This window comes from Timaviella obliquedivisa GSE-PSE-MK23-08B (assembly GCA_019358855.1).
GTDB lineage: Bacteria > Cyanobacteriota > Cyanobacteriia > Elainellales > Elainellaceae > Timaviella > Timaviella obliquedivisa.
This window is the reverse complement of record JAHHII010000001.1, coordinates 222,600-239,541: the sequence shown is the minus strand read 5'-3', so window position 1 is coordinate 239,541 and position 16,942 is coordinate 222,600. Positions and strand designations below refer to the sequence as shown.

Below are 16,942 nucleotides of genomic sequence, written 5' to 3'. Positions count from 1 at the left end.
GATGTAATGTTTACTAAAATTTAAATTTTTCAACAAACTCAAAGGCATAAATGTATCTTACTATACACTTATGAGTTCATCCTCAGCCCTAACATCACGGTTAGTTTAACTTTTATGTATTAGGCGCTATCCGAGAGGAGTGGTGAATTAAAAATGTCAAGCCCATTAAATCGTCGTAAGTTTTTGATTTATGGTTCTGCAGCCCTAGGCACTAGCTTGCTGTTGAAAAGTTGTGCCCCAGCGCCCAGTGGAGAAACCGTTGCATCTAGCGGCTCAAATGCAGCACCGGCTGCCGCCAGCGGAGACACCATTAAGGTGGGAGTGCTGCATTCTTTAAGCGGCACGATGGCGATTAGCGAAAAGAGCGTGGTGGATTCTACGTTGCTAGCGATCGAAGAAATTAACGCTGCTGGTGGTGTGGGTGGTAAAAAAATTGAGGCGATTCAAGAAGATGGCGCTTCTGACTGGCCTACTTTTGCCGAAAAAGCGAAGAAATTGATTGAGCAAGACCAAGTTGTGGTGATCTTTGGCTGCTGGACTTCGGCTAGCCGTAAAGCAGTTTTGCCCGTGTTTGAAGAAAAGAACCACATGCTTTACTACCCAGTGCAGTATGAAGGACAAGAGTGTTCTAAAAACATCTTTTACACAGGCGCAGCGCCTAACCAACAAATTGAACCTTCTGTAGATTGGTTGCTGGACAATAAAGGCAAGAACTTCTATTTAGTAGGTTCCGACTATGTGTTCCCTCGGACTGCCAACACTATTATCAAAGCGCAGTTAGCAGCGAAGGGAGGCAAAACTGTAGGCGAAGATTATTTGCCTTTGGGAGGTGTCGAGGTAGCGCCGATTATTGCCAAAATTAAGAGCATTCTGCCCAATGGCGGCGTGATTTATAACACGCTCAATGGTGACAGCAACGTAGCGTTCTTTAAGCAAATGCAGGGTGCAGGCTTAGGGCCTGACAAGTATCCGGTGATGTCGGTCAGTATTGCTGAAGAAGAAGTGAAGGCGATCGGCGTTGAGTTTTTGAAAGGGCACTATGCCGCTTGGAACTACTTCATGACTGTAGACAGTCCTGAGAATAAGAAGTACGTGGAGTCGTTCAAGAAAATGTACGGCGACGATCGCGTTACCAACGATCCCATGGAAGCCGGATACATTTCGGTCAACATTTGGAAACAAGCGGTTGAGAAAGCGGGCGGTGCAGGTTCTCCTACCGACTTAGAAAAAGTGCGGGCAGCAGCTTATGGGCAAGCCTTTGATGCGCCTGAAGGTCCTGTAAAGATGAACAATAACCACCACATCTCTAAGACAGTGCGGATTGGGGAAGTAAGAGACGATGGTCAGTTTGAGATTGTCTACTCGACTCCTCAGCCTGTTGATCCAATTCCTTGGAACCAATTTGTCACAGAAACCAAGGGCTTTACTTGCGACTGGACAAAGACCGATGTGAAGAGCGGTGAAACGGCAGGTAAATACAAAATCTAGAACGATTTACTAGGACAGCCTTTGACTTTGAACAGAGTTAGGGCTGTTCTAAGAACAGCTTTAGAATTACGACCGCTACTCTGGGTAGAGCAAATTAAACCGCAATATTTTGGTTCTGTGACACTATTTGAGATACGTTGTGACTTCAGATCGACTAGCCCAAAAGTTTTGAAAAATCTTGAGTCGGATGAATGGGCAAAGAATTGCGTTTTTCCTTTCGTCTGCCAGAGGTTGGAAATGTGAGGAGCCGATCGCTCAGAATGACTTCAGAAGCTTTTTACACAGAATGAGTACCTCGGGATGAACTATGCTTGGATCAGGGCGTTAACCAGGGAGAGACTTTTGTTACCCAGTATTTTAGATGGCATTTTCAGCGGCTTGAGCATTGGCTCGATCCTGCTTTTGTCAGCGTTAGGGCTGGCAATTGTTTTTGGATTAATGGGCGTGATCAACATGGCTCACGGCGAGCTAATGATGCTTGGCGCTTACACAACCTTTGTGGTTCAAAATATTTTTAAGCCCTTCAAACAACTGCCTGGAGTAGGGGAGTATGTTTTTGGCAGCTACATTTTCTTTGCCCTCATTGCGGCGTTTCTGGTCGGAGCGCTGATGGGTTTAATTCTAGAGCGAGGGGTTATTCGCTATTTGTATGGGCGACCTCTAGAAACTTTGTTGGCAACTTGGGGCGTTAGCCTGATTTTGCAACAGTTTGTGCGCAGCGTTAGTTGGGTAATGGTTGCTGGAATGGTTGTGTTTTGCCTGCTGTTTTTGGGTGGCATGGCTTTGCTCAAACAGCGTCGTGACTTCGATCGCATCCGTAAAGGGGCGATTGCGCTTCTGCTTCCCCTCTCAGCCGCCATCTCTCTGGTAGTAGGCTCTATCCTCAGCAGCACCTACAAACTGGCAGTGACTAAGCCATGGTTTGGGGCGCAGAACGTTGATGTTACCGCTCCTGCATGGCTGCGAGGAGGGTTGCCAATGGGTAATTTCCAGTTGCCCTATACCCGCATGTTTATCATGGTGCTGACGGTAATATGCGTGCTAGGCATTTATCAGTTCTTACAGCGATCGCCTTGGGGACTTCGCATTCGATCGGTCACTCAAAACCGAACAATGAGTGCTTGCCTGGGAATTTCTACTGAAAAGGTAGATGCTCTAACGTTTGCCATCGGTTCGGGGTTGGCAGGTGTAGCAGGATGCGCCGTTAGCCTACTGGGATCGGTAGGGCCTAACACAGGGCAGGTTTACATCGTCAACACATTCATGGTGGTCGTCGTGGGTGGCGTTGGTAAACTGGTGGGTGCGATTGTCGGCGCGATGACGATCGGTGTTCTGAACTATGTGATTGGCGCAAAAATTTTGGTGCCGTTGACCAGCCAATTTGCGCCCATTTCTGACTTTTTTACTTTCTTTGGCGATACCAGCATGGCAACCGTTCTGGTGTTTGTCTTGATTGTAGTATTTCTCCAATTCCGTCCGGCTGGACTGTTCCCCCAAAAGGGGCGATCGGTAGATGCTTAAATCCAAACTCGTTATTAAGGAACTATCATCATGTCTGTGCAGCTAGCCGAGGTGCGCCGCAGTATTAGTGAAACGAAGGCGCGATCGCCTTGGGTTGAAGTCGCCATTGTCGCGGCGATCGCCCTATTCTTTATCATTGTTGTGCCGCGAGTATTGCCAGGGTTTTGGCTTAACTCAATGGGACGGTTTTTGGCATTGGCGATCGTAGCGTTGGGCATTGACTTAATTTGGGGCTACACCGGGCTACTCAGCTTAGGGCATGGTGTCCTCTTCACCTTAGGCGGTTACGCTCTAGCCATGCATCTGAAGATGCAGATTCCAGCAAGCGCTGGCAGTCCGCTGCCCGAATTCATGTCTTTGTATGGAGTCGAAAAACTACCTTGGTTTTGGGCACCTTTCGCCTCTTTTCCCTTTACTGCATTAGCCATTTTTCTGGTGCCCGGAATCGTGGCAGGAGTTCTGGGCTACCTAATTTTTCGTAATCGAATTCGAGGCGTTTATTTCTCAATTTTGACTCAGGCGACCACCATTATCTTCTTTAATTTCTTTAATGGTCAGCTTAAGATGTTCAACGGCACCAACGGGTTAACCGACTTTAAAACTTTGCTAGGGTACGACGTTAATAAGTTTGTTCCTCAATACTATTTTTACGTCGCCACCATCGTTTTGTTAGTGTTGGCTTATGGCTTATGTCGTTGGTTGACCAGTGGGCGCTTCGGACGGCTGCTAGTGGCAATCCGCGATGACGAACCTAGGCTAAGGTTCACAGGCTACAATCCTACGGGCTTTAAGGTGCTGGTATTTGCGATTTCTGGAGCACTGGCGGGCATATCCGGCGCACTGTACACCATTCAAACTGGCATCATCTCGCCTGGAACCATGAACATTGCTTTTTCCATTGAAATGGTGATTTGGGTCGCAGTGGGCGGACGAGCAACGCTGGTCGGAGCCATTCTAGGAGCATTAGTGGTTAACTTTGCTAAGAGCCTTTTGAGCATTAAATTTCCCGATATCTGGTTATTCTTTCAGGGCGGGTTGTTCTTGGTCGTGGTGATGTTTCTGCCCAATGGCATTTTAGGCTGGTTCCGAACTGAGGGTGCTAATGCGTTCAAGTTCCTTAAGGGACAGCGTCAAGCAGTTACCTATCCCAGCCTTGAAGAAGATCCCGAAACCCAGTATGAACGCAGTCAATTCAAGGACTAGACCATGAGCCAGAAAATCTTAGAGATTGAAAATTTGACGGTCAGCTTTGATGGATTCAAGGCGCTCAATAATTTGAACTTTAGTTTGGATACAGGGGAACTTAGGGTCATTATTGGCCCTAACGGAGCCGGTAAGACGACTTTTCTAGATATCATTACAGGTAAGACAAAGCCAACTCAGGGTAGAGTGTTATTTAAAGGGCGGAACTTGCGATCGCGCTCTGAACACGAAATTGCCCGGATGGGTGTGGGGCGAAAGTTTCAAACTCCCCGCGTTTATCTTAACTTGACTCCTCGCGAAAATTTGGAGCTTGCCTGCAACCGTAAAAAAGACGTGTTTAGCAGCTTGTTTAAACCCGTTCCCTCTGCCGAGCGTCGTACGGTATCTGGATTATTGCAAACTATTGGTTTAACTCATAAATCTGACCTGTCGGCAAATCTTCTTTCCCATGGCGAAAAGCAATGGTTAGAAATTGGGATGTTGGTGGCTCAATCTCCTGATTTGTTACTCGTAGACGAACCTGTCGCTGGACTCACGGATGAAGAAACCGAAAAGACAGGCGAGCTACTTCTTTCACTTGCCGAAAGTCACTCTGTCATTGTGATTGAACATGATATGGAGTTTGTCCGCCAAATTGCCCAAGGTTCGGTCACGGTTTTGCACCAAGGATCTGTGCTGTGCGAAGGGGCATTCGACAAGGTTCAGGTCGATCCCCGAGTCATTGAGGTGTATTTGGGACAGGAGGCGGGACATGAAGAGGTAATGATTTTAAACTAAGGGAGTTGCGTGAAAATAAAACACCAGTGAAATGCATTGACTTTTCAGCCCCCTAAATCCCCCATTTTGGGGGACTTTGAAAGGTTCGGAAGTCCCCCAAAATGGGGGATTTAGGGGGCGGTTCGGAGCGTTATTTAATTGCAACTCCCTAAGCGTCATTAAAGAGTTCCTCAAAAATGATCCCCTTAAAAATCGTTCTCATCTTCTTTCTACTCCACCATGACCCAACTTAATTCTGTCACCCTGACTTCTCCTGCTGATACTGCCTCTATGCTGCAAGTATCGGGGCTAAATGTTTATTACGGCGAAAGCCATATTCTTCGTAATGTTGATTTAAGCGTACCGAAAGGGAAAATGGTCTGCCTAATTGGGCGAAATGGCGTAGGGAAAACCACTCTGCTCAAAACTATCATGGGTTTGCTGAAACCCCGTAGTGGCAATTTGGTGTTTAATGGGCAAGGAATTCTAGCCAAGCGCCCCGACCAACGGGCTCGCATTGGCATTGGTTATGTTCCTCAGGGTCGTGAGGTGATTCCCCGCTTAACGGTCAAAGAGAATCTGCTGTTGGGCTATGAAGCTAGAGCCGATCGCCCTCACAATACGCAGGTCGTTCCCGACGAAATTTTTGAGCTATTCCCTGTCCTCGAGACGATGTTGTCACGGATGGGCGGCGACTTGAGCGGGGGGCAGCAGCAGCAATTGGCGATCGCTCGTGCCCTGATGGGTAAGCCGCAACTCTTGGTTTTAGATGAGCCGACCGAAGGAATTCAACCTTCTATTATTTTAGATATTGAATCTGCCGTACGAAAAATTGTCGCAACGACTGGCATTTCAGTTCTGTTAGTAGAACAGCACCTGCACTTTGTGCGGCAAGCCGATTGGTATTACGCCATGCAAAAAGGCGGCATTGTGGCTTCGGGGGCAACTCATGAACTCAGCAATGAAGTGATTCAGCGTTTCTTAGCTGTCTAACACCGATCCTTCTTCAGATTCAACAGAAGAGCGGATTTCAAGCCAAACTTTATAGAATTGGTCGGATGCTGTAATCACGGCTTGCTCTTCTTCATGGCTCAGAGCTTGGGCTGTAGTACAGGCTTGAGAGCGATCGCGTCGGCTGAAGGTGTTTACAAGCCTATAAAATTTCCTAAAGCAGCACATGCCTTGGCAAATTTGTCCTTCAAAATAGTAGTTAAACACGCGAACAGTTGCTTCATGGACGACTATAGGGAACATGGAGTCATTCTCGCTCTTCTATGAATTTCCTCTGGGCTACTCCATAATGCCCAGGTCTCCATCTATTTGTATCTATACCTACGTCGTACAAAAATCTACATCATACAAAATCAAAAATCCTCAAGCAAAATCAAAAATCCTAAAGCTAAACCATGATCTTTTCTAGGGCAGCCGCACTGGGAATGCATAGAATATCTTGATTTCTTTGGATTAAACCCTTCTTCTCTAGTTTGCTCAGCACCCGTGTGACGGTTTCCCGCGCCAAGCCACTGAGACTACTTAGTTCGCGGTGGGGCAAGTTAGGAATTTCAATGCCCTGATCCCCATGAATGCCCTGTCCATCTGCCAAAAACAACAGCACATCTGCCACCCGCGACGTACTATCCGACTCGCGCAAGCGCAGCCGCCGATTGACCTGACGCAGCCTTCGTGCCATTAGCTTCGCCAACCGAATGCCTGCCTGTGCCTCAATGCTCAAGAGGTGAACAAAGTCTTGGGCAGGAACGTTGGCAATAATGGTGGGTACCAGAGTCATGACATCGGTAGAGCGAGGGGCTTCATCGAGAGGAGCCATTTCACCAAAAACTTCGCCTTTCCCTAGAATATTAAGCGTGACTTCTTTGCCGTCTAAGTTATAGGTGCGAATTTTCACCCAGCCTTCCAAAATGAAGTAGACCGAGCTACCCCAATCATTCTCCAGCAAGATCACCTGATTTGCAGGATGGCTGCGAATCACCGCATGGGCGGTGGCTTGATCTATGGAGGCATCGTTCAGGTCTGCAAAGAAGGGAGCAGACTTGATAAGCGAAACATCGCGGTTTTCACGAGTGTTGGGGCGATCGGACATGAGTTGCACGAGTTGCAAGACTTTAACTTACGAAGTTATAGCGCAGTTGGGGCGCAAGTTGGGAAATCAATGCCCGTGAGTGAAGATAACAGAAAAGTTGAGGCGCTGTTAGTATTCCAAGCCCTGTTATTGAACTTCTCTTCAAAGAAAGTGGAATATCGAGTGGTCACATTCGCAGGCATGATGTAACAATGGTGAAGAATTTGAAGCAATTGTTGAGAACATTAGGAACTAGGGGCTGCTATGGTATTTAACCCTGACAACTTTGATTTCTTCGGTGAAGATGCTGAAGAAAGTCAGGCAAACCAGTTGTTGAAATACCTTCAGCACCAGTCTCCAGAGGTTCTGGCACGGGTTGCTAAGTCAGTTAGCCCGGAGATTAAGCAAATTATTTCTCAAAACGTACAGGGGTTAGTGGGCGTTCTGCCTTCAGAAGTTTTCAATGTCCAAATTACGACCGATCGCGAGAATTTGGCAGGTTTGCTGGCTTCTGCCATGATGACGGGCTACTTCCTTCGGCGGATGGAGCAACGCATGGAGCTAGAGGCAAGCGTGCGCAGCTCTATCTCTTTAAGCATTGAACCTAACGAGAATTTTGACGAAGGGTAAGGACTAGCGCTGAAAACAGAGGGCTACTTGCTTATCTTGCTTGGTCAGCCGGATAAGCGATCGGCTTAACCTGAATAATCTTTTTATCGTTGCCGCGCTGAACTTCGATCGCCACAGTCTCGCCAATGCGAGTTTTCTCAATTTGGTCTTGAACCTCTGAGGCAGCGTTAATTTCAACGTTATTGACCTTTAAAATTACGTCTCCTGAGCGGATGCCTGCCATCGCAGCAGGTGCATTGGCGATCGCTTGAATGACAAGGACACCGCGATCGGCAGTGACTGAGAACTTGATACTTGGATCTTGCTTCAGCCGATCGCGCGCCTCTGCTGTCAAATCCATCATTTGAACGCCCAGATAGGGATGTTCAGCTTTGCCCGTCTCAAAAAGCTGTTGGGCGATGCGTTGCCCTGTTTCAATGGGAATGGCAAAGCCTAAACCCTGAGCATTGGCACGAATGGCAGTGTTAATCCCAATCACCTCGCCCTGATCATTGAGCAAGGGACCGCCTGAGTTGCCGGGGTTAATGGCTGCATCGGTTTGAATGAAGCGAACCCGACGATCGGCAATGCCGACTTCTGAGCTAGAGCGACCAATGGCACTAATAATGCCAGCCGTGACCGTATTGTCTAAGCCAAGCGGGTTGCCAATGGCGATCGCCCATTCTCCAGGGATCAGGTTTGCCGAGTTCCCCAACACTATGGTTGGTAGGGCGGTGCCATCAATTTTAACCGCCGCCACATCCGTAACTGGGTCAGCCCCCAAAACTCTGCCTTTAAACGTGCGCCCATCTTTCAAGGTCACGGTAACCGTATCCGCTCCCTGCACCACATGGGCATTGGTAATCAATCGACCATCGGCACTAATAATAAATCCTGAGCCCGTGCCTTGTTCAACATTATCTGGGGGTGGCTCAAAGTCTTGCCCAAAGAAACGATCTAAAAGCGGATTTTGGAACGAGTCAGGCAGTTGACTCACAGTACGAGAGGAGTCAATGCGAACCACTGCTGCACCCACTTTTTTGACCGCTGCCGCAATAAAATTGTTGCTAGTAGGAGTAGTAGGGGCGGCAAGCGGTGGCATGGAGGTGGTTTGAACCGGACGGTAGCTCGGCGATTCGGCGGGTGTTGATGCAACAGGCGACATTTGAGGCGATCGCATTGATTGGCTACCTGCCCAGCCAACGCCCCCGCCCAATGCCAGAAAGGCTGCGTAAATGCCAGCTTGCTTCAATGAAAAGCCCATAGGTTTTAGTAAGGGAGTGCGATGTTATGAGAGGAAGAAAAATTCTGTCCGCATGTTGATGGGCAGAGATGGCTTTAGTATACGGTTAACGACCCATTTCGCTAAAACGAACGCTGATATTCTTCATTAAAATGGAACTTCTACAGGGAAGTCGTGCGTCAGCTAGAAGAGAATAGATCGGGTTAGAAAAGCTCTACTTCTACTGTAACTAAAACTAAATCCTACTGTTAAATCGCATTTCACATAGCTTTGTGAAACCAGCTTTGTGAAACCAGCTTTGTTAAAAAGGAGCAACCTCCGGCTTGCTCAGAACTTGTTAAACGTTTGTAGAAAAATCGCTATGATGCCTTTTCCTCGCTCCCTTCCCTTAGTTTCGCTAGCTCTGATCATGGGTTGGGCGATCGTGTCTCCGCTGAGGGCGATCGCTCAGCCCAGTTCTGGTGGCACTTCTGCTCAGCCCAGTGCTTCCACTTGCCCTACTGCCGCCTTATCGCGTCTGACTCGTCACAAAATCGCTTCTGGCGAAACCCTAGCCAGCATTGCCCAGCGCTACAACCTCCTGTCAGCCACGCTCATTGGTCTAAACCCTGTTTTGCGCGATGGCAGCCTGCCCATTGGCACCGAGATTTCCATCCCTCCCTACAATGGCATTCGGGTCGAAGTTCCTTCGGGGCAAACTTGGCGAGATGTGGCACGAACCTACAACGTTCGTGCCGACTTGCTGTTTGAGGTCAATGGCTGTCAAGCTTCGCCCAGAGTGGTCTTTATTCCGGGTGTTAATTGGTCGCCTAATCAAAGCGTGGGTAATACTACTGCAAGCAGCCCTTTGAAGGGTTATCCCTTGCCTGCAACCGCTCAAATTTTGATGAACTTTGGCTGGCAGCTTGACTCACCCAACAGTGAGGTGGACTACAGCAACGGCGTGATGCTAGAAGCTGCTGCGGGTACTTCGGTGTTGGCAGTGGGTGACGGAACAGTGGCGTTTGCTGGGGTGCAGAGGGAGTATAACGGCAAACTGGTAGTGGTTAACCATGAGCAGGGCTTCCAAACGCGCTATGCCCTGTTAGGAGAGGTAGTGGTACAGGCGGGGCAAAAGGTGAAGCAAGGCGACAAGCTAGGAACTGTGGCGGCAGCGGCGCAGAACTCTAGTTCTCGCTTGGAATTTGAAGTGAGAACGAACTCAAACTTGGGCTGGGTGGCACAAGATCCAGGAAACTACTTGAGCGAATTGCGACGTGAGAGGCGGCGTTGAAAGAGTGATCATCTGCTCTGAGGGGCTTCTACATAATTTTTAAGGTTTCTTGCCATTCGTCTTAAACCTTGCTGTTCATCTTGGCGCAGAAACGGTAGGAACAGCAGTGTCATTGCACCAGAAAAATGCTCTTGGTGAATATATTTAGTCCGATCGCGGTCAACGTCCTGAAGCTCAAAAATGTGTTCGCTGCGAAAACCAGGCGCGATCGTCACCCAACGCAAGCAAACCTCTGGAATTAGCAACGTTACCTGGGGCTGAAATTCAGTTTCGGTTTCTTCCCGGAGACGGCGTAGAGAAAGCTGGACGGTTTGACCTTGGACAAAAGGCTGGCTAGGGTTGCGATCGTAGAGGAAGGTGTTCCAGTAAAGCCAGGCTTCTTTTTGGATGAGCGATCGCCAGACCGTAGCTTTAGGGGCATTAATTTCAATTTGCGTGTAAAGGCTGGGCATAGCAGAACCTTGAGACAGGCTGATCTGGAGATAGGTTGATATTGTTGTGTAAGCTGCATTTCCGGGAGGCAGTAAGATTGTAGGCTGTCCAAAGTATTTTTTTATCCGAGGGAGCACGGCTGCACAACTATGGTCAATCTGACACCCAATCCTAGCTACAGTTTGACAATTCGGTTTCAACTGCCCCACCAGTCAGGCATGTTGGCGAGTGTCGCCCAAGCGATCGCCACAGCGGGGGGCAACATCGGGCAGATTGATTTGGTGGAGCGCACTCGCAAAATTTTAGTTCGAGATATTACCGTAGATGCCTCCAGTAGCGACCATGCCGATACGATTGTGGCGGCGGTGAAGGCAGTTGAAGAAGTGAAGGTGTTGAGCGTTTACGACCGCACTTTTAGCTTGCACAAAGGTGGCAAAATTCGAGTTGAGGGGAAGCTGGCGCTGAATAATCAGGAAGATTTAGCAATGGCGTATACTCCGGGCGTAGGTAGAATTTGCACCGCGATCGCCGAAAACCCTGAGCGCGTGTATGACCTGACGATTAAGGGCAATATGGTGGCGATCGTCACGGATGGTAGTGCAGTCCTGGGTTTGGGCAATTTGGGCCCCGAAGCGGCGCTCCCCGTCATGGAAGGCAAAGCTATGCTGTTTAAGGCGTTTGCTGGGATTGATGCTTTTCCCATTTGTTTAGCAACGCAGGACACGGATGCCATCGTAGAAGCGGTCAAGAATCTGTCTCCTGTTTTTGGCGGCGTGAATTTAGAAGATATTAGCGCCCCGCGTTGTTTTGAAATTGAGGCGCGGTTACAGAAAGAACTCGATATTCCAATTTTTCATGATGACCAGCATGGAACGGCGATCGTGAGTTTGGCGGCTTTGTTTAATGCCTTGAAGGTGGTCAAGAAGTCGTTGGAGGAGGTGCGAATTGTTATCAATGGTGCGGGGGCAGCAGGAGTAGCGATCGCTCGGCTGCTGCGTAAAGCGGGCGTAACAAAGATTTTAATGTGTGACTCGCGGGGCATTCTATCAACCAGCCGGAAGGATTTGAACCCTCAGAAGCTAGAGTTTGCCGTCGCTCAAAGTGGATCTTTGGCGGGGGCAATGACGGGAGCCGATGTATTTTTGGGCGTGAGTGCGCCGGGCGTAGTCACGGTTGAAATGGTTAAATCAATGGGAAAAGACCCGATTGTGTTTGCGATGGCAAATCCTATTCCCGAAATTCAGCCAGAGTTAATTACCGATATTGTGGCAGTCATGGCAACGGGGCGCAGCGATTATCCTAACCAAATTAATAATGTTCTGGCGTTTCCTGGCATTTTTCGGGGGGCGTTGGACTGTCGGGCAAAAGCCATGACGATGACCATGTATTTAGAAGCGGCGATGGCGATCGCGTCTTTAGTCAGAACCTCTGAACTCGATCCTGAACATATTGTCCCGTCCGTGTTTGATGAGCGGGTCGCATCAGCAGTATCGGCAGCCGTGCAGCACGCAGCCCGTGCCGAAGGGATTGCCGGAAACTAGCCTGTCAACTTAAGCCTTAAGAACGGCGGATGTTTAGGCAACACCAATCCTGCTTCCGCCACAAGGTTGCAACAATCCAGCCGTGCTGCTCTAGGGTATTGGCGATCGGTTTGACTTGATCGAGCAGGATGCCACTGAGAACGCCCCAGGTTGTAGGTTTAGCAATCTTATCCAGATCGGGGATCAAATCTAGAATGACCTCTGCCAAAATGTTGCAAACGAAGCCATCAACCGGGCAGGGCAGAAGCTCAATCATTTTTTGCAGGCTCCCTTCTGCTACCGTAAGGCGATCGTCCGCAATGTGATTCATCTCCCGGTTCTCGCGGGTTGCATTCACTGCCAGTGGGTCAGTATCTACTGCATAGGCGTGCTTTGCGCCCAGCAGCAACGCTCCCACCGAAAGAATGCCAGAACCACAGCCAATGTCAGCAATGATTGCATCGGGCAGGGGTTCGCTGAAGCGCATTTCTAACGACTCTAGGCAAAGTTGGGTGGTGGCATGGGCACCTGTGCCGAATGCCACGCCGGGATCAAGGGTAATGATCAGGCGATCGGTTTGAAGGGGCGCAGGTATCCAGGCAGGGTTGATGAGGAAGCGATCGCCAATTTCTTGAGGATGCCAATGTGCCTTCCAACTACTTGACCAATCTTCTTCGTCAATTAACCGCCATTGCACTACAGGAGCAGTCATCTCAGCACACAACGCATCTTGCCGTAGCCGCAGTGCCAAAGCTGCTAAGTCTAACTGTTGCGCCTTGAACTGAGGCAAATATGCCTGCACGAGACAAGCGTGTCCCTTTTGCTCACAAGACGTACCCTTACACCCAAAATCCTCGAGCCGCCAAAAGAGCAAGTCTTCTGCCGTTGGATCAGCAATAATCTGAATTTCCCACCAGCTACTTACCAAAGTTCTCCTTCACTACTTATTTCTCTCCAGATTCTATGCAGATTCTGATCAAAACACAAAGTTATTAGGCTGCTTCAGGCTGGCGATCGACATATCGCTGATAACCACTAGGGGTGTGAGCCCACCAGATTTTTTACCATTGCGGTCAATATCAATTTGAGTGTCGTTCCCAATTTGTTGAAACTTGACATAACCCTTGGTGATTGCATTACCCCCTGAATATCCACCGCGCACTGTGCGATCGAGTAACCCGGTCAGGACGATTTTGTCTTGTCGGGGTGTGAAATCTAAAATGGTGTCTTGGCGATCGGAGAGGCGATTGTAGATAAATTGGTCGCGTCCTGCTCCACCCAACAACTGATCATTCCCGGCTCCGCCAATCAAGCGATCGCTGCCACCCAAACCGCTGAGAGAATCATTGCCCTTGCCGCCAACCAAGCGATTTCTACGAGCGTTGCCGATCAAACTTTTCCCTGAGTCTAAATTGCCTCCAGGGTTACCGCCGCTAGGACTCCCGCCAGAATTGCCAGTGAAGGAGCGATCGCGCAGATAAATGCCCACACTAAAGGGGGCAAACGCATCGTCTACCAGGTTGGCGCTTTGAGATAAAAAGGCAATGTAGCGTCCGTCATCAGAAATTGTGCCGTCGCCAGATACAGTCGTAGGCATCCCCCCCACTGCCTCCTGCCCACTGGAATTAACGGATATTCGTTCAGTGGTGCCCGTTACCATGTCACGAAGGAATACATCCAGGGCATTGTTTGTGTCATTAGAAACTAAATTATTGGCTAACGATTGAAAGACGACATAGCGCCCATCGCTGGAAATTGCTCCATTTCCACTAAGGCCAATACTGCTGCCTGCATTTGCCAAGCTTCCGTTCAACCCCACCGAAACCAATCCTGTTTCACCCGTTTGTAGATCATGGCGAAAGACATCCACGCGATCGTTGTTATCGCTGGGGATAAGGTTGGTCGCACCCGACTGAAACACCACATAGCGACCATTTGCTGAAATCACTGCATTGCTCGACCAACTCGTCTTTGAGAATCCAATTGAAGTTTCTTTAGAACTTTCTCCAACTGCCACAGATCCTTGAGAATTGACTGAAACTTGCCGAGTTTGAGACGTTTGGCGATCGTGTACGAAGATATCAAAGTTATTGGCTCCAGTATCGCGGCGATCGAGGTTAATGGCGTTTGATTCAAATGCCACAAATCTACCGTCCCCTGAAATCGAAGGAGTCCGAGAGTCGGCTGAAGCTATAACGTTCCAAGGTTTTGATTGTTCGCCGAGAGAATTAACGGAAACGCGAGTCGTTGTTCCTGCCCCCAAATCTCGAACAAAAATATCTTGATCATCATTATTGGTATCATTTGGGACAAGATTATTGGCTTGAGATTGAAACACCACAAACTGCCCGTTCGCAGAAATTGCAGGTCTAAGATTAAAATCCCGTGTATTGGCAGCAAGTTGGCTCCCGTTTGAACTAACCGAAGCCAAAATCGTCGTACCGCTCAGAATATCCCGCACAAAGACATCTGTTTCCCCATTCCCATCATTAGGCACCAAATTATCAGCATCGGAGGCAAAGGCAACATAGCGCCCATCACCGGAAATGCTGAGGGAGTCAAAGAAGGCAAAGCGATTGCCATTAGCCCCTTGAGAAGAGACTGATACCAGTTGGATTTGCTTAGTCACTAAGTCGAGCAAAAATATGTCTGATCCTTCTCCTGCGGGATCGTTGGGGACTAAATTACCCAAACCGTAGGCAAATGCCAAGTACCGACCGTTAGCAGAAAGCACGGGTGCTGTATCGACAGTGTCAGACCTTTCATCGAGCTGAATAATTCTTGTTGTTTGAGTTATTTGAGGCATGGTTAACGCTCTTAAACTATGTGAAAAACCCCTTCAGGTGACTAAGCCATGTAAGCGGGTCAGATCCAACGATTCCGCTCCCGGCAGATGGGGTATGCGAACCGTTTGACTCTCAAGCCAGAGGTTTGGATTGCAATTGTTGGCTTGCAGTTACTGAGGCTTATTTATCTCCAAATTTTTTCCAAGAAAGAGAAACCAGAGTTTAAGGCTCCTTTCCCTGGGAAAAAGGATTTTGGTGAGGTTGTAAAACTGGGATCAGACTTTCTGCAATTCCCAACTATTCCTATTCCGCCAACGTCACCGCGTAGGCTTCCCGAATTCCTGGCACCTTGGTGATCTCAGACAGAATGCCTTCGGGCAGGGGATCGTCAATGCTCAAGACCATCACAGCATCACCTCTAAGGATTTTGCGCCCCACTTGCATACTGGCGATGTTGACATTGAAGCTGCCCAAGAAAGAGCCAATTTTACCAATGATTCCAGGCATATCGCGGTGCAGCGTGAACAGCATATAGCGATTAGGTGGCACATTGACTGGGAAGTCATTGATGCTGGTGATGCGGATTTCTTTGTCGCCCAAAATTGCACCTGAGACAGAATGCTCGCCTAAGGATCCTTTTGCTGATAGGTAAAGGGAGCCCGTGTAATCTTTCACCGAAGCATCCCGTGTTTCTATAACCCGAATGCCGCGATCTTTGGCTTCAATGCTGGCGTTGACATAGTTGACTCGCTCTTGCAAGGCATGGGACAGCAGACCTTTAAGGGCAGCAACGACGACAGGCTGGCTTTCATTGGTGGCAAGTTCGCCTTGTAGCTTCACTGTTAGCGACTCAATGCGACCTCCGGCAAGCTGGCTGACTAAATTACCTAACGTTTCTGCGAGTTGTAGGTAGGGGCGCAGTTTTTCCATCAGGTCGGGGCGCAGACCAGGAATGTTGACTGCCGATCGCGCAGGTAAGCCGAGGATGACATCACGGATTTGTTCGGCAACGTCGATCGCCACATTTGCCTGGGCTTCTTCAGTCGATGCGCCTAAGTGCGGTGTCAGAATCAGATCTTTACCCAGTCCTCGCAGCGCCGATTCTCCTAAAGGCTCTTCTTCGTATACGTCTAATGCGGCACCGCCAATTCTGCCTTGCTGCAAAGCTTCTGCTAACGCTGCTTCATCTATAATGCCGCCACGGGCACAGTTGATGATGCGCACATTGGGCTTCATTTTTTCGAGGGCGATCGCATCAATGAGGTGAAACGTCTCTGGAGTTTTGGGCAAGTGCAAAGTAATATAGTCTGCCTCCCTAAACAGAAAGTCTAGTTCTACCAATTGACAGCCCAACTGCTCAGCACGTTCACTCGAAAGGAAGGGATCATAAGCCAGCAGTCGCATTCCCATCGATCGCGCAATGCCTGCGACGTGCGCCCCAATCTTGCCAAGACCGACAATACCAATGGTTTTCTTATAAACCTCAACGCCCGTAAAACTTTTCCGATCCCACTTGCCGCTTTTAACAGAGTGGTTCGCGTCAGGAATATGGCGAGACAGAGCAAGCATCATGGCGATCGCATGTTCAGCAGCAGCAACCGTGTTGCCTTCAGGCGAATTGACCACCAAAATACCCCGACGGGTCGCAGCCGGGACATCAACGTTATCAACGCCAACGCCCGCCCGTCCAATAATCCGAAGCTGCTTACCTGCATCGATCACCGCCTGGGTGACGCGCGTGCCTGAGCGAATCATCAAGGCATCGTAATCAGGAATGATTTGTAGCAATTGTTCAGGGGAAAGGCTGGTTTTTACATCAACCTGGGCAACTTGGGACAGAATATCAATTCCTACTTGGTCAACGGGATCGGAAACTAAAACCTTTGGCATGATTCGGCAGGGGGTTACATTAATTGCAGGGATAACAACCCCAAAAACGCGACATGGTTATGTCGGCAGGGCGATGTCAAAAAAATTCAATGAAGTTTTTATAGCGCTTCTCACGGGGTTATTTTACTGCAAAGAGGCAGG

At 48.9% G+C, this 16,942-nt stretch carries 15 protein-coding genes; 8 read left to right on the top strand and 7 right to left on the bottom strand.

The features are described from left to right. Window positions 1–153 precede the first annotated feature (153 nt). The 5 genes from urtA (at window position 154) to urtE (ending at window position 5,961) form a co-directional block, all read left to right on the top strand. Entirely contained in the window at window positions 154–1,488 is a 1,335-nt protein-coding gene (urtA, locus tag KME11_01105) for an urea ABC transporter substrate-binding protein (protein MBW4513805.1), read from the top strand. 300 nt (window positions 1,489–1,788) lie between these two features. Beyond that, window positions 1,789–3,009 (top strand): urea ABC transporter permease subunit UrtB, encoded by a 1,221-nt coding sequence (gene urtB / locus KME11_01100; GenBank protein MBW4513804.1) that lies wholly within the window; start codon window positions 1,789–1,791, stop codon window positions 3,007–3,009. Between the two features lie 30 nt (window positions 3,010–3,039). Further along, window positions 3,040–4,212: an urea ABC transporter permease subunit UrtC gene (gene urtC / locus KME11_01095; GenBank protein ID MBW4513803.1), complete on the top strand. Its 1,173-nt coding sequence runs from the start codon at window positions 3,040–3,042 to the stop codon at window positions 4,210–4,212. A 3-nt stretch (window positions 4,213–4,215) separates the two neighbouring features. After that, on the top strand, window positions 4,216–4,989 hold the full coding sequence (urtD, locus tag KME11_01090) for an urea ABC transporter ATP-binding protein UrtD (protein ID MBW4513802.1): 774 nt from the start codon (window positions 4,216–4,218) through the stop codon (window positions 4,987–4,989). Window positions 4,990–5,259: 270 nt separating this feature from the next. After that, complete coding sequence (urtE, locus tag KME11_01085; protein ID MBW4513801.1) at window positions 5,260–5,961, top strand: urea ABC transporter ATP-binding subunit UrtE; 702 nt, start codon at window positions 5,260–5,262, stop codon at window positions 5,959–5,961. On the opposite strand, the gene KME11_01080 is transcribed toward urtE, so the two are convergent. Continuing rightward, window positions 5,950–6,222, bottom strand: coding sequence for a hypothetical protein (locus KME11_01080; GenBank protein ID MBW4513800.1), 273 nt, complete (start codon window positions 6,220–6,222; stop codon window positions 5,950–5,952). The genes urtE and KME11_01080 overlap by 12 nt on opposite strands. A gap of 145 nt (window positions 6,223–6,367) precedes the next feature. After that, window positions 6,368–7,069, bottom strand: coding sequence for a Crp/Fnr family transcriptional regulator (locus KME11_01075; GenBank protein MBW4513799.1), 702 nt, complete (start codon window positions 7,067–7,069; stop codon window positions 6,368–6,370). 243 nt (window positions 7,070–7,312) lie between these two features. Here KME11_01075 and KME11_01070 point away from each other — a divergent pair, with 243 nt between their 5' ends. Further along, window positions 7,313–7,678 carry a DUF760 domain-containing protein gene (locus tag KME11_01070; GenBank protein ID MBW4513798.1) on the top strand — a complete coding sequence of 122 codons (366 nt, stop codon included), beginning with the start codon at window positions 7,313–7,315 and terminating at the stop codon, window positions 7,676–7,678. Window positions 7,679–7,709: 31 nt separating this feature from the next. Here KME11_01070 and KME11_01065 read toward each other — a convergent pair whose 3' ends face one another. After that, window positions 7,710–8,921, bottom strand: a complete 1,212-nt coding sequence (locus tag KME11_01065) for a trypsin-like peptidase domain-containing protein (protein ID MBW4513797.1) — start codon at window positions 8,919–8,921, stop codon at window positions 7,710–7,712. Between the two features lie 388 nt (window positions 8,922–9,309). Here KME11_01065 and KME11_01060 point away from each other — a divergent pair, with 388 nt between their 5' ends. Beyond that, the gene (locus KME11_01060) at window positions 9,310–10,173 is read left to right on the top strand and encodes a M23 family metallopeptidase (GenBank protein MBW4513796.1); all 864 of its coding nucleotides are present in this window, start codon (window positions 9,310–9,312) and stop codon (window positions 10,171–10,173) included. An 8-nt stretch (window positions 10,174–10,181) separates the two neighbouring features. Here the strand turns inward: KME11_01060 and KME11_01055 are convergent, their stop codons facing one another. Further along, the gene (locus KME11_01055) at window positions 10,182–10,625 is read right to left on the bottom strand and encodes an SRPBCC domain-containing protein (protein ID MBW4513795.1); all 444 of its coding nucleotides are present in this window, start codon (window positions 10,623–10,625) and stop codon (window positions 10,182–10,184) included. A gap of 129 nt (window positions 10,626–10,754) precedes the next feature. Between KME11_01055 and KME11_01050 the strand changes: the two genes are divergently transcribed. Next, window positions 10,755–12,146 carry an NAD-dependent malic enzyme gene (locus KME11_01050; protein ID MBW4513794.1) on the top strand — a complete coding sequence of 464 codons (1,392 nt, stop codon included), beginning with the start codon at window positions 10,755–10,757 and terminating at the stop codon, window positions 12,144–12,146. A 16-nt stretch (window positions 12,147–12,162) separates the two neighbouring features. On the opposite strand, the gene prmA is transcribed toward KME11_01050, so the two are convergent. From prmA to serA, 3 genes are all read right to left on the bottom strand, one after another. Beyond that, window positions 12,163–13,053, bottom strand: a complete 891-nt coding sequence (gene prmA / locus KME11_01045; GenBank protein ID MBW4513793.1) for a 50S ribosomal protein L11 methyltransferase — start codon at window positions 13,051–13,053, stop codon at window positions 12,163–12,165. A 48-nt stretch (window positions 13,054–13,101) separates the two neighbouring features. Then, a complete protein-coding gene (locus KME11_01040; protein MBW4513792.1) occupies window positions 13,102–14,931 on the bottom strand; it encodes a hypothetical protein in 1,830 nt (609 codons plus the stop codon). 283 nt (window positions 14,932–15,214) lie between these two features. Then, window positions 15,215–16,801: a phosphoglycerate dehydrogenase gene (gene serA / locus KME11_01035; GenBank protein ID MBW4513791.1), complete on the bottom strand. Its 1,587-nt coding sequence runs from the start codon at window positions 16,799–16,801 to the stop codon at window positions 15,215–15,217. Window positions 16,802–16,942: the final 141 nt, after the last annotated feature.